Genomic DNA, 12,894 nt, shown 5'->3' on the forward strand with positions numbered 1-12,894 from the left:
GTCTCACCTTCTTCGTTGCCGGGCGTTCGCTCAGGCGAGCGCCGCGTTTGCGTCTAGGACCATGCGCAGGGCGATGTCGACGTCGAACCCTTCCATCAGCAGGCTGACCATCTCCTCCTTGTCGTCCTGATCGAAATCCTTGTAGGCATCGCGGTTCTCGCGATAATGCGCGAACAGCAAATCACGTGCCGCCTTCTCCTTGCGGGGCACGAGCGGTGTCGCGGCTTTGATCGAACCGCTCACGTAGGCATCCAGCACGGGTTGCGCTGCCGACCAGTCAAAGACCGCGACTTCGCGCATCTGCTGCTCCCAATCGCCCGGAAAACCGCCGCCGGGAATTCGGCGAAGCCTGTTCACCGCTAGGCAGGCCAGGTTCGGATAGCCATTCTCGTTGCAGAAGACCTGGACGAACAGGAGCTTCATGCCGATGCCGACCGGTACGGCACGTTGGACCTCCGCATCCTCGTGGAACATCGTGCGGGCTCGATCGAGCAGGTCGCCGTAGAAAATCGACTTTCCCGGATGGGACGCCGCGTGTTGCACAAGCACCGCGTACAGCTTGCTGCCGACGTTGATGTCGTTGAGGGTGAAAGGACGCGGCAAAGGGGTGTTGGAAGCAGTCGTCATCGTGTCGTCAGGCTCGCTCGTGATGGAGAGTGGCAAATGATAGGGCTTGCTGCGACGAACAATGTCGGATGGCAGCAGCGGGATGGGAACTACGCAGTTGCGTCCAGCATCTCGTCCATCTTGCGGTCCACGAAGCAGGCCACCTTCGCAAGCCACTCCTGCACCGGCTTGATGGCTTCGGCGTCGGGCATTCTCCTGACGATCGTCGTCGAGGTATCACCGAACGTCCTCACGGCCATTTTCTGGCCAATCCCGCCCTTTCCAACCGCCTGGCCGAGGTTCCAAGTTGTTGCCGTCAAGCCGGCCCATTCGTCGCCAGACCACTCCATCAACGCTTGCTGTAGCGAAGACAGGGGCTTGCCCGGTTCAAAAAGCTCGGGTTTCTCGAAGAACAGCTTCAGTTCGATCGTATTCGTTCGCCGGATATCGAGCCTGAAGAAAAAGGGTGGCTTCGCCGTACCCATCAGCGCCGCCATTTTTTTCGTCATGAAGTCGATCTTCGTCGAGTCGACGGATTGTTTTTGCCGCTTGGTGCCGGTTCCGATGCGCACCCAATCATCACGCACGAGACCGCTTGCGAGCGTGTTGCATGCTTTGGCGCGCAGATCGGCCTCGACCGACTGCAACAGATTGGCAGCCTCCTGCCCACCCTTGATCCCTTTGAGCTGCAGGCGAAGCCGGGCTTTTGCTGCGGAATCCTGACTATGCAACATGTCGATCATTTCCCCGAGCGGACCGTCGTAGGTCTCTTCGGTCAGGATCTCCTCGGCGAGCACGCGCGGCGCATACTCACGCGACCCGGTCACTTTCTGGAGGGTCGTCACATAGTCGGACAGGAAATGCACGACGCTGGAACCGGCCTGCCCGGCGCCGGCCTGTCCGCGCTGCGCGTCCTGCAGCGTCGCCTGCAAGGGCACGAGAACATGGTCATGCCAGTTGATGGCTGTCCAGTATTCCCTTTCGCGCTGCTGTGCCGGCTCTGCGCCGTCGAGCGTCAGGTACAACAGCGCGGGCACAGCCCGTCCTGCCGCCTGCTTTTGCACCGCCTCGCGGTAGTGTTCCAGCTGGTCGCCGTGCTCATCGGCCCCGATCTTGGCTTCGATCGCGAGGAAGAAGGTCGGTTCGACCTGCATGTAGACGTCGATGCGCTTGCTGCTGTCCTTTCCTGTCGCTTCGATTGCCTCGGACGGTACGGCATCGCCGAGCCTGAGGGTCTTGTCCTTGACCGGAAGCTCGGAAAAGACGCGCGCCGCATCGAGATTGGCGGGCACCTGCGTGGACAGCCGAGCGGGCAACCCGGCGAGGAAGCGTTCAACGAAGGCCGTGCCCAGGTTATGGCTGCCCTTGGGATCGAGCAGCCACGCCAAGGTCTTGGTGTGGCGCAGTTCGTAGGTTTCGAGGCCCAGGACCTCAAATGGATTAAACACTGACAGGGCTTCGCACAGCTTGGCGAATCCAGGGTGGGTGGAAATTGCTTCAATCATGGGCGTTCGTTTGTCCTGTTGCTTCGTCCATCGATGACATGTCGGGTTGTCGGGTCAACAGCATAACAGAAGATACCCAAATGATTCCAGGAGGAAACTATCTGTCAGCAGAGCATACGCCCTGCTTGCAGTCATCACGCAGCCGGCTGTATTCACACCGAAGTGTTCTTCGATACCATGATTGGGAGAGAGCTTCAGAATGGTATGAGAACGCTTCAAGGCTTAGCGCCCTAAGCCAGCACCATGTCCAATACCATTGAAATCCTTCGCTTAGCACCATCTGGACATGCGCGAACTTGCCCCTTCAGGCAATGAAAAAAGCCGTTGACTATTCGTACGAATGATCAACGGCTCTTCAGTTTTCCCTTCAAAATCAGCTACTTATAGACTCCACTCACTCCCACTCGATCGTTGCCGGCGGCTTGCCCGAAATGTCGTACACGACACGGTTCAGCCCACGCACCTCATTGATGATCCGGTTCGACACCTTGCCCAGCAACGAATGCGGCAAATGCGCCCACTGCGCCGTCATGAAGTCCAGCGTCTGCACCGCGCGCAGCGCCACCACATACTCATAAGTACGGCCATCGCCCATCACGCCGACCGACTTCACCGGCAAGAACACCGCAAACGCCTGGCTGGTCGCCTCATACCAGTTCACCGGCGCCTTGCCCGCATCGATGCCCGGCACGTGCGGCACTTCGAACGGGGTATTGCGCAGCTCTTCGATGAAGATCGCATCCGCCTCGCGCAGCAGGTCGGCATACTCCTTCTTCACCTCGCCCAGGATACGCACGCCCAGGCCAGGACCAGGGAACGGATGACGATACACCATGTCATGCGGCAGACCCAGCGCGACACCCAACTTGCGCACCTCATCCTTGAACAGCTCGCGCAGCGGCTCGAGCAGCTTCAGATTCAAGGTCTCAGGCAGCCCACCCACATTGTGGTGGCTCTTGATGGTCTGGCCCTTTTTACCCTTGCCGGCCGATTCGATCACGTCCGGATAAATGGTGCCCTGCGCCAGCCACTTGGCATTGGTCAGCTTGCCCGCCTCGACCTGGAACACTTCGACGAACTCACGGCCGATGATCTTGCGCTTCTGCTCGGGGTCGGTCACGCCGGCCAGGTGGCCCATGAACTGCGCCTCGGCATCGATACGCACGACTTTCACGCCCAGGTTCTTGGAGAACATGTCCATGACCATCTTGCCTTCGTCCTTGCGCAGCAGGCCGTGGTCGACGAACACGCAGGTCAGCTGGTCGCCGATTGCGCGGTGGATCAGCGCGGCAGCCACGCTCGAGTCGACGCCGCCCGACAGGCCCAGGATCACCTCGTCGGTGCCCACCTGTTCGCGGATCTTGGCGACGGCTTCGCCGATGTAATCCGGCATGTTCCAGTCCGACTTGCAGCCGCAGATCTCGTGCACGAAGCGGCCGATGATGGCTTCGCCCTGGGTCGTGTGCGTGACTTCCGGGTGGAACTGCAGCGCGTAGAAGCGGCGCTCTTCGTCGGCCATCGCGGCGATCGGGCAGCTGTCGGTCGAACCCATCAGCTTGAAGCCTTCCGGCATGTCCAGCACCTTGTCGCCGTGGCTCATCCAGACCTTCAGCATGCCGTGGCCTTCATCGGTCACGAAGTCGTTGATGCCGTTCAACAGCGCCGTATGGCCGCGGGCGCGCACTTCGGCGTAGCCGAATTCGCGCTTCAGGCCGTTCTCGACCTTGCCGCCCAGCTGGGCCGCCATGGTCTGCATGCCGTAGCAGATGCCCAGCACCGGGACGCCGGCTTCGAACACCGCCTGCGGCGCGCGCGGCGAGTCGCCTTCGAGCGTCGAGTTGTGGCTGCCCGAGAGGATGATGCCCGAGGCGCCGTATTCGCGGACGAACTCGTCGCTGACGTCATAGGGGAAGACTTCGGAGAACACGCCGGCGTCGCGCACGCGGCGCGCGATCAGCTGGGTAACCTGGGAACCGAAATCGAGGATGAGGATTTTGGAATGCATGGGATGCGTCTATGGTGAGGAATTCGTGGAGAGGAATTCGGTGGGGTGGATGGCTTCGCCTTCCACGCGTCCAGGCAACGCGAGCGATGGTTGAACGCGTGGACGGCAACGCCGTCCACCCCACAGCGGCCGCCAGGCGACCGCCCGGTATGGCTTATTCCGAACGGTAGTTCGGCGCTTCCTTGGTGATCTGCACGTCGTGCACATGCGATTCGCGCATGCCGGCCGAGGTGATCTCGACGAACTCCGCCTTTTCGCGCAGCTCTTCGATGGTGGCGCAGCCGCAGTAGCCCATCGACTGGCGCACGCCGCCGATCAGCTGGAAGATGATCGCCAGCACGCTGCCCTTGTAGGCAACGCGGCCTTCGATGCCTTCCGGGACGAACTTGTCGGCCTTGCTCGAGGCTTCCTGGAAGTAGCGGTCGGCCGAACCGTCGGCCATCGCGCCCAGGCTGCCCATGCCACGGTAGGATTTGTAGCTGCGGCCCTGATACAGGATCACTTCGCCCGGCGCTTCTTCGGTGCCGGCGAACATCGAGCCCATCATGACCGTGTGGGCGCCGGCTGCCAGCGCCTTCGAGATGTCGCCCGAGAAGCGGATGCCGCCGTCGGCGATGCACGGCACGCCAGTGCCTTCCAGGGCCTTGGCCACATTGGAGATCGCGGTGATCTGCGGCACGCCGACGCCGGCGACGATACGGGTAGTGCAGATCGAGCCGGGGCCGATGCCGACCTTGACCGCGTCGGCGCCCGCTTCCACCAGCGCCAGCGCGGCGGCGGCGGTGGCGATGTTGCCGCCGATGACGTCCACGTGCGGGAAGCGCTCCTTGATCCATTTCACGCGGTCCAGGATGCCCTGCGAATGACCGTGGGCGGTGTCGACCACCAGCACGTCCACGCCGGCGGCGACCAGCAGTTCGATGCGCTCCTCGTCGCGCGGGCCCACGCCGGTGGCGGCGCCGACCAGCAGCTTGCCCTGCGAATCCTTCGAGGCCAGCGGGTGCTCGTGCGACTTTTGAATGTCTTTCACGGTGATCAGGCCGCGCAGCTCGAAGTCGTCGTTGACCACCAGCACGCGCTCCAGGCGGTGCTTGTTCATCAGGCGCTTGGCTTCGGCCGTGTCCGCGTCCTCCTTCACGGTCACCAGCTTGTCGCGCGGCGTCATCTTGGCGCGCGCCTCGGCCTCCAGGTCTTCCTCGAAACGTAGGTCGCGGTTGGTGATGATGCCCACCACCTGACTGCCCTCGACCACCGGGAAGCCGCTGATGCCGTGCTGCTGCGAGAGCGCCAGCACTTCACGGATCTTCATGGTCGGCGGGATCGTGATCGGGTCGCGCAGCACGCCGGCTTCGAAACGTTTTACTCGCGCCACTTCGCGCGCCTGGTCGGCCGGGCGCAGGTTCTTGTGGATGATGCCGATGCCGCCCTCTTGCGCCATGGCGATCGCCAGGCGCGATTCGGTGACGGTGTCCATGGCCGCCGACAGCAGCGGAATGTTCAGCGTGATGTTCCGGGTCAGCTTGGTACGCAGGGAGGTTTGGGCCGGGAGGACGTTGGAGTAGGCCGGGACGAGCAGCACGTCATCGAAGGTGAGTGCTTTTTGGAGGAGACGCATAGTATTTCCTATAGGCGCAAAAGCAAATTATACAGAAACTCTCCATTTCCGTCGCCGGGCAGGCCAAAATTTCTTTCGCACGGTGCGCCCGCCAATTGACAGCCGAGCCAGGACATGGCGAAATCGACGCGATTCAATCAGGAACCATGTCATGCCGCTTTCTTGCCACGCCCTTTCCAGACACGCCCTCGGCGCCCTGCTCTTGTGCGCCGCGAGCGCCGCCCATGCCCAGTACGTCTGGATCGGCCCCAACGGCACGCGCCAGTATGCCGACCGCCCGCCCCCACCCGGCACGCCGGCCAGCAAAATCCTCAAGGCGCCCGGCCGCCCGCCGCTGGAACCGTCGACCTCATCGGAAACTGCCGCCGCGACGCCGGCCGCGACCAAGGACGCCGCCAGGCCGCCGAGCCTGGCCGAGCAGGAAGCCGCCTTCCGTGAACGCAGCAAGGCGCGCGCCGACCAGGAACAGAAGACGCGGCAAGAAGCCGAGCGCCGCCGGCGCCTGGCCGAGCATTGCGCCGCGGCGCGCGAGACGCAGGCCAGTCTTGCCTCGGGCATCCGCGTCGCGCGGGTCGGACCCGATGGTGAGAAAACCTATATGAGCGACGAAGAAAAAGCCGCGCGCAGCGAACAGGTTAAGCGGGCTCTGCAAGATTGCCGCTGACCGGCTCGGGCGCCGCCTCGACGCGGTTGCGTCCGCCCGCCTTGGCTGCATACAGGGCCGTATCGGCGCGCGCCATCAGGCTGGTGATGCCTTCGCCCGGCCGCAGCATGGCCACGCCGATGCTGACCGTATACGACACGCCGGCCGCGCCCGCCTCCACCTGCGGCGCGCGCTCGAGCGCGGCGCGCAGCCGCTGCGCCACCGAGAGCACCGTGCGGCCGTCGGCGTCGGGCAACAGCACGGCGAACTCTTCGCCACCCAGGCGGGCACAGTAATCGATCTTGCGGATCGTCTGCTGGGTGCGCTCGACGAGGTCGCGCAGCACCAGGTCGCCAACCCCGTGGCCATGGGTATCGTTGATGTGCTTGAAGTGGTCGGCGTCCACCAGCAGCAGGCCCAGAGCGCTGCCGTGGCGCTCGGCGCGCGCCAGCTCGCGCTCGGCGAAGGCGAAGAAGGCGCGACGCGAGGCGGCCCCGGTCAGGTGATCGTGGTCGGCGGCATGGGCGCTGGCGGCGATCAGGCGCGCATTGGCCATCATCACCGCGCCCAGCGTCAACGCCGGCAGCGCCAGGGTGCCGATCGCGAAGAACGCCAGGTTGTAGGCGCTTCCTTCGAGCAGCGAATAAGGCCGGTAGAAATCGATGAGATAGAAGCCTGCGCGCCAGGCATGGCCCACGCCCAGCACCAGGGCGGCGCAACGGGTGAAGGTGAACGAATAGCGCAGCCGCGGTTCGCCCGGCGCGCGCAGGGTGATCCCGATCGCGAAGCAGACGGCGCCGTGGTAGAGCGATACCGAGACGATGCGCAGCGCCGCCGATTCAATCACATGGTGAAAGAAGACAATGCCGGAGATCGCGGCCAGCGCGCCGGCCGCCAACAGGCGCCATGGCACCGACAGCCCGAGAAAACGCCGGAAGCCGGCGAAGATCAGGGTGATCGTGCCGAGGTACAGCGCATTGGCCAGTTCGACGCTCAGGACATCGGGAACCACGCCGCGCGCGGCGAACAGCAGCAAGGCCACCACCGCCAGCAGGTTCGCCTGGCGCCATTCGCGGATGCCTGCCACCTCGCTCTTGGCGAGCGACGACAGGACCAGCAACATGACCCCCGACAGGCCGGTGGTCACCAATAACAAACTCAGGGCATTCAACATCGGAGCAGCAGTACGGCAAATGGAAGTGCGACAGGCGGAGCGCCGCCATGAAAATGCGGCGGCGCACAGGCGGCGTGGCGTCACGTCGACGCCGGACACGATGCGCGCCGGCCAGTCACGGCGTGCGCATCCCGGCATCATGGGAGGCGCCATGATACCAAGAAACTCCGGGAAATCTATCCAATTGTTGCAATTGCGCAAGAAATAACACCCTGCGCCTCCGACGCCACGCTCAGGCGCCGCCGCTCGCGCTGTCCGCGCCCTCGCGCTTGGCCGCGCGCTTGCGGCGCGACTCCTTGGGATCGGCCACCAGCGGCCGGTAGATCTCGATGCGGTCGCGCTCGCGCAGCACGGTGTCGAGCGTCTTCTTCCTGGCGTAGATCCCGACCGGCTGGGTCGTCAGGTTGATGTCCGGGAAGGCTTCCAGGACGCCGCTGCGCTCGATCGCCTCGCCAATGGTCGTGCCCGCCTCGACCCGCATGGGGTGCAGCCACTCGACCCCGGCGCTGGCATAGCACACCGAAATGCCCAGCATCTCAGCCATACAGCGCCTCGGCGCGCTTGCAGAACGAGTCGACCATGCTGTTGGCGATCATGCCGAACACGGGCCCCACGATCTGGGCCAGGATGACGCTCGAGAACTCGTACTGCATGTCGAAGTCGATCTTGCAGGCGTCTTCACGCAGGGCCTTGAAACTCCACGTCGCCTCCAGCATCTTGAAAGGACCGTCGACCAGGTGCATCTTCATCTGGGTCGGACGCTGGTTGTGGTTCGACGTCGTGAAGCTTTGCTTCACGCCATGAAAATTGATCTGCAAGCTGGCGACCAGCTTGTCGTCGGTCCGCTCGACCACCTTGACACCTGCACACCAGGGCAGGAACTTGGGATAATCCTCGACCTTGGCGACCAGGTCGAACATCTGTTCTGCGCTATAGCCAAGGAAAACTGATTTGTGCACTACTGCCATTGGTCAACCGTTTGTTATGATGTTGGTCATTTGCATGCGCCAGTTGTTGGCGCAATGGCAGTAGTTTAACCGACACGCGAATTTTCGCCTTTTCATGAGCATCGCTGACAATAAAAAAGCATTTTTTGACTACTTCATCGAAGACCGCTACGAAGCGGGTCTGGTGCTGGAGGGTTGGGAAGTAAAAGCCATCCGCGAAGGGCGGGTGCAGATCAAGGAAGCCTATGTGCTCGTCCGCAATGGCGAGCTATACCTGTTCGGCGCGCACGTCAGTGCGTTGACGACGACTTCCACCTTCAGCCACCCGGAGGCGCTGCGCTCGCGCAAGCTGCTGCTGCACCGGGCCGAAATCGACAAGCTGATCGGCAAGGTCGAGCGCGCCGGGTTCACGCTGGTGCCGCTCAACCTGCACATGAAGAAAGGCCGCGTGAAGTGCGAAATCGGCCTGGCCAAGGGCAAGAAGCAGCACGACAAGCGCGCGACCGAGAAGGACCGCGACGCCAAGCGTGAAGTCAACCAGGCGATGAAGACCAACCGCCGCTGATCAGTCGCGCGGGGCACGGACCGGCAGCTCCAGCACGCGCGCACCGGCGGCCGCGATCAATTCCCGGTCGTGGGTCGAGAACAGGACCAGGCGCCTGCCACTCTGCGCCCGGATCTGCTCCACGAGAAAGGCCCTGGCATCGGCATCGATGCCGTTCGTCGGCTCGTCCATCAGCACCACCGGGGCCTCGCCCATCAGGCCACTGACCAGCATGAACTTCTTGCGCGTGCCGAGCGACATGTCGCCGAACGGCAGGCCGAGATAGATGTCGATCCCGAACCCGGTCAGCAGCGCCGTCCCGGGACCGGGGCCGCCGCGCAGGGCCTGCACCATGCGCAGGAATTCGTCGCCGGTCATGAAGTCATAAGCCACCGATTCGTCGGGCACATAGGCGAGGCACGCGCGGCCCGCCTGTCCATCGGTGGCGAGGTCGTGGCCGCAGATCCTGACCTTCCCCTCTTGCGGCGCCTCGATCCCCGCCAGCAGGGTCAACAAGGTCGACTTGCCGGCGCCGTTGCGGCCGAGCAGCGCCACCGCGCCCGGGCCGAACGACAGCTCCAGGTTTGCAAACAGTATATGTGCGCCATGGCGCATGCCGAGGCCCTCGGCGGCCAGCAGGATGGTCATCGATCGTCCTTACATCAATATGAGCGACGCGGCGCACAGCGCCACCTTCATCGCCACACCGTACTGGTGGCGTTGCAGGATCGGCGCGCCGAGCAGCGCGAGAAGCATCAAGGACCAGCCGGCACGGCGCAGCAGGACGGTCGCCACGTCGAGGCTGTCCGCCACCTGGGCATGGGCCAGCCACGCCAGGCCGAACACGGCGGCGCCGGCGCCCAGCACCACCAGGTGTTCCGCGACCATGGTCTTGGCAGTACCGAATGGCAGGCTGCGCAGGAAGGGCTGCAGCGGCTGGCGCGCCTGCCAGAAGGCGTAGTACAGCCCCGCCAGCAGATAGGCGCTGGCGCAACAGGCCAGCGTGACGAAGCCCGCAGCATCCTGCTCCTTGCCGAACAGGTGGATCATTGCCCAGCACAGCGCATGCAGGAACAACGCCGCGCCGATGCGTGGCAGGGCCACGTGCAGGTGGGAGCGCCACAGGGCGCGGCCATGCAGCTGAAACAGGAACCATGGGCCCGGGCCGCGCAGCCGTCCGCTGGCGCCATCGTCGCGCCGCGTCGACGCGCGCGCCGGCGCCGGCCGCGCCAGCTCGCGCGCCAGCAGCGCCAGGCAGGCCACGAGCGGCCAGCCATCGGCGAGCGGCGCCGCCGCCAACAGCGCCGGCACGGCCAGGAGGCGCAGGCGTGATGCGCGCCCTGCCCCGAACACCACGGCGCGCGCCGCGGCGATCGTCAGGAGCAGGATCACCAGGAAAGCGCCCCAGAACAGGACGGTCCCGGCGCCGGCGGCCAGCACCACCCCCGCCGCGATCGCGAACGGGACGATGAACCACTGCAGGGCCACCAGCAGCAGCGCCATGTCCAGTCGTGGCGCCAGATAGTGGCCATGGCTGGCGCTGCGGGCGAATACGGCAAACCCGGCGCCGCGCACGAAGCTCCGGTGCACGCGCGCCCACAGGCCCACGACCGTCAGCCAGCCGACCAGATAGGCCAGGTTGTCGCGCCAGGCCAGCGGGTCGCGCCAGAACTGCAGGATCGGTGCGGCCAGCAGCGATGGCCGTTCGACCAGCGCCAGCGCAAAGAAGGCGCCGAAGATCCCCAGCGCGTGGCCGTAGCGTTTGTAGAGTGCCTGCGATTCCTGGCGCAGGTAGCGCCGGCGCAGCGCGAACAGGGCGGGAAAGGGTTGCGGCAGCAGCCTGCGGCGCCAACTCGCCAGCACCGTTCAAGCGCCCGGCAAGGCGGGCGCGACTGCGCTGCGCACCGACAGGCGCCAGGCGCCAAAGCTCAGCAGCAGGCCGCCCGCCACGCCCAGCCCCAGTTTGAGCGCGCTGTCGAACAGCAGCGGCGCCACCAGGCCCGACACCAGCGCGAACGACATCATCTGGATGAAGCCGACCATCGACGAGGCCAGGCCGCGGTTGCGCGGGAACAGGCCCATCGCGGTCAGCTGCACCGCCGGCATCGCCACCGCCAGGCCGAAGGTGTAGACGAACAGCGGCAGCACCGACCATGGCACGCTGGCCGGGAACAGCCCGTGATAGCCGACGTTGAGCGCCACGCCCAGCGCCATCACGGCGTACCCGGTCCACATCATGCGGCCCGGGGTCGAGCTGTGGGCGCGCTTGCCGCCCCAGGCCGAGCCCACCACCATGCCGCCCACCAGCGGGATGAACATCCACGCGAACGCGGTCTCGGGCAGGCCGAGGATCTCCATCACGAAGTTCGAGGCCGAGCCGATGTAGAGCGACAGGCCGCTGAAGGCCAGGCCCACCGACAGCGCCAGGAACACGAATTGCGGATTGCGCAGCACCATCAGGTAGTTGCGGCCGATGGTGCCCGGGTGGAAGGCCTGGCGCTTCTCGGCCGGCAGGCTTTCCGGCAGCATCTTCATGACCAGCAGGATCATCGCCGCCCCGAACACGGCCAGGAACACGAAGGACGAGCGCCAGCCGAAGGTCACGTGCAGCCAGCCGCCCAGGATCGGGGCGATGGCCGGCGCCAGGCCGAACACCATCATGATGTGCGACATCATGCGCTGGGCTTGCGGGCCCGAAAAACGGTCCTGCACGATCGCCTGGCCGATCACCGAACCGGCGCCGGCCGACAGGCCCTGCAGCGCGCGGAACACCAGCAGCCAGCCGAAGCTCGGCGCCAGGGCCGCGCCGACCGAGGCCAGCGTATAGACCGCCAACGCGGCCAGGATCACGGGGCGGCGGCCGAAGGAGTCCGACAGGGTCCCGTAGAACAGCATCATGAAGGCGAACGTGAACAGGAACACGCTCAGGGTCTGCTGCACGGCCACCGGGCCAACCCCGAATTCGGCGCCGATCGCCGGCATCGACGGCAGGTAGGTATCGATGGCCAGGGCGCCGATCATGCCGAGGCAGGCGAGGATGACGGTGAGGAGCTTTTGCATGTACTACACTTTCGGGATCGTTGCCGACACCGCACGATGCGAGCGTCGGGGGGACGCGATTGTACGCTATTTCGATCCCGCCGATCCTCACCGATCCTCACGCAGCGACATGCCGAAGCGGTCCAGGCGCGGCATCCAGTTTTCCTGGTAGGCGGCCGACACCAGGATCCGCTCGGCGCGGCCGACCAGCTTCTCGCGCGGCACCAGGCCGATCACGCGCGAATCGGCGCTGTCGTTGCGGTTGTCGCCCAACATCAGGTACTGGCCGGGCGGGATCCGCAGCGGATCGAAGCTGCGCGGCGCCGGCACGCCCGGCAAGACCTGGATGCGCTGGCGTGCCCGCCACCTGCTCTTCCAGCCGGATGGCGCCGACCTCGAGGCCGCGGCTGCGCTCGCGCGCCTCGCCCAGCGGCGCATAACTGGCGCCTTCGCCATTGATGAACAGCCGGTCGCCCCGCATCTCGACCAGGTCGCCCGGCAGCGCCAGCACGCGCTTGATCAGGCGCGTGCCGTCATGCGGCGAGTGAAACACGACCATGTCGCCGCGCGCCGGCTCGCCCAGGTGCGCCACGCTCACCTCGGTCAATGGTATCTTGAGGTCGAAGGCCATGCGGTTGATCAGGACCACGTCGCCCTCCAGCAGATTGGGGCGCATCGAACCGCTCGGGATCGGGCTCCAGTCGGCCACCGCGCTGCGGAACACGCCGAACAACAGCAGGAACATCAGGAAGCCCTTGTTGGCGCGGACGAAGTTTTTCATGGACGACTCCTCGGTGACTGGAGCGCCAAGCATAG

At 65.0% G+C, this 12,894-nt stretch carries 14 protein-coding genes and 1 pseudogene; 3 read left to right on the forward strand and 12 right to left on the reverse strand.

Going from position 1 to position 12,894, the window contains the following annotated elements; all coding sequences use genetic code 11:
- Positions 1-30: 30 nt before the first annotated feature.
- From ABIB42_RS01590 to guaB, 4 genes are all read right to left on the reverse strand, one after another.
- On the reverse strand, positions 31-627 hold the full coding sequence (locus ABIB42_RS01590) for a hypothetical protein (protein WP_005667658.1): 597 nt from the start codon (positions 625-627) through the stop codon (positions 31-33).
- An 89-nt stretch (positions 628-716) separates the two neighbouring features.
- Positions 717-2,111 (reverse strand): PD-(D/E)XK nuclease family protein, encoded by a 1,395-nt coding sequence (locus tag ABIB42_RS01595; protein WP_005667660.1) that lies wholly within the window; start codon positions 2,109-2,111, stop codon positions 717-719.
- A gap of 394 nt (positions 2,112-2,505) precedes the next feature.
- A complete protein-coding gene (gene guaA, locus ABIB42_RS01600; RefSeq protein WP_005667663.1) occupies positions 2,506-4,116 on the reverse strand; it encodes a glutamine-hydrolyzing GMP synthase in 1,611 nt (536 codons plus the stop codon).
- A 154-nt stretch (positions 4,117-4,270) separates the two neighbouring features.
- Entirely contained in the window at positions 4,271-5,731 is a 1,461-nt protein-coding gene (gene guaB, locus ABIB42_RS01605) for an IMP dehydrogenase (protein ID WP_005667665.1), read from the reverse strand.
- A gap of 151 nt (positions 5,732-5,882) precedes the next feature.
- Here guaB and ABIB42_RS01610 point away from each other — a divergent pair, with 151 nt between their 5' ends.
- Positions 5,883-6,395, forward strand: coding sequence for a DUF4124 domain-containing protein (locus ABIB42_RS01610; RefSeq protein ID WP_429247778.1), 513 nt, complete (start codon positions 5,883-5,885; stop codon positions 6,393-6,395).
- Here ABIB42_RS01610 and ABIB42_RS01615 read toward each other — a convergent pair.
- Complete coding sequence (locus ABIB42_RS01615; protein ID WP_157225579.1) at positions 6,367-7,497, reverse strand: GGDEF domain-containing protein; 1,131 nt, start codon at positions 7,495-7,497, stop codon at positions 6,367-6,369. The two genes, ABIB42_RS01610 and ABIB42_RS01615, sit on opposite strands and share 29 nt — an antisense overlap.
- Between ABIB42_RS01615 and ABIB42_RS01620 the strand changes: the two genes are divergently transcribed.
- Positions 7,496-7,756 (forward strand): hypothetical protein, encoded by a 261-nt coding sequence (locus ABIB42_RS01620; protein ID WP_157225580.1) that lies wholly within the window; start codon positions 7,496-7,498, stop codon positions 7,754-7,756. The two genes, ABIB42_RS01615 and ABIB42_RS01620, sit on opposite strands and share 2 nt — an antisense overlap.
- Before the next feature lie 24 nt (positions 7,757-7,780).
- On the opposite strand, the gene ABIB42_RS01625 is transcribed toward ABIB42_RS01620, so the two are convergent.
- Together ABIB42_RS01625 and ABIB42_RS01630 are read right to left on the reverse strand one after the other, a co-directional pair.
- The gene (locus tag ABIB42_RS01625) at positions 7,781-8,092 is read right to left on the reverse strand and encodes an RnfH family protein (protein WP_005667670.1); all 312 of its coding nucleotides are present in this window, start codon (positions 8,090-8,092) and stop codon (positions 7,781-7,783) included.
- Entirely contained in the window at positions 8,085-8,516 is a 432-nt protein-coding gene (locus ABIB42_RS01630; RefSeq protein ID WP_005667673.1) for a type II toxin-antitoxin system RatA family toxin, read from the reverse strand. Before ABIB42_RS01630 ends, ABIB42_RS01625 begins: the two co-directional genes overlap by 8 nt.
- 94 nt (positions 8,517-8,610) lie before the next feature.
- Here ABIB42_RS01630 and smpB point away from each other — a divergent pair, with 94 nt between their 5' ends.
- Positions 8,611-9,060, forward strand: a complete 450-nt coding sequence (gene smpB, locus ABIB42_RS01635) for an SsrA-binding protein SmpB (RefSeq protein ID WP_005667675.1) — start codon at positions 8,611-8,613, stop codon at positions 9,058-9,060.
- Here the strand turns inward: smpB and ABIB42_RS01640 are convergent, their stop codons facing one another.
- The 5 genes and pseudogenes from ABIB42_RS01640 to lepB (ABIB42_RS01660) all read right to left on the reverse strand — a co-directional run.
- A complete protein-coding gene (locus ABIB42_RS01640; protein WP_184235671.1) occupies positions 9,061-9,687 on the reverse strand; it encodes an ABC transporter ATP-binding protein in 627 nt (208 codons plus the stop codon).
- Positions 9,688-9,696: 9 nt separating this feature from the next.
- Positions 9,697-10,902 (reverse strand): hypothetical protein, encoded by a 1,206-nt coding sequence (locus ABIB42_RS01645; RefSeq protein WP_313634276.1) that lies wholly within the window; start codon positions 10,900-10,902, stop codon positions 9,697-9,699.
- 3 nt (positions 10,903-10,905) lie between these two features.
- Positions 10,906-12,099: a multidrug effflux MFS transporter gene (locus ABIB42_RS01650; protein WP_005667682.1), complete on the reverse strand. Its 1,194-nt coding sequence runs from the start codon at positions 12,097-12,099 to the stop codon at positions 10,906-10,908.
- Between the two features lie 87 nt (positions 12,100-12,186).
- A complete protein-coding gene (gene lepB / locus ABIB42_RS01655) occupies positions 12,187-12,534 on the reverse strand; it encodes a signal peptidase I (protein ID WP_307160572.1) in 348 nt (115 codons plus the stop codon).
- Between the two features lie 10 nt (positions 12,535-12,544).
- A pseudogene (gene lepB, locus ABIB42_RS01660) lies at positions 12,545-12,892 on the reverse strand (signal peptidase I); the annotation flags it as partial.
- Positions 12,893-12,894 lie beyond the last annotated feature (2 nt).

It is taken from the genome of Massilia sp. UYP32, assembly GCF_050434365.1.
GTDB classification, from domain to species: Bacteria; Pseudomonadota; Gammaproteobacteria; order Burkholderiales; family Burkholderiaceae_D; genus Telluria; species Telluria timonae.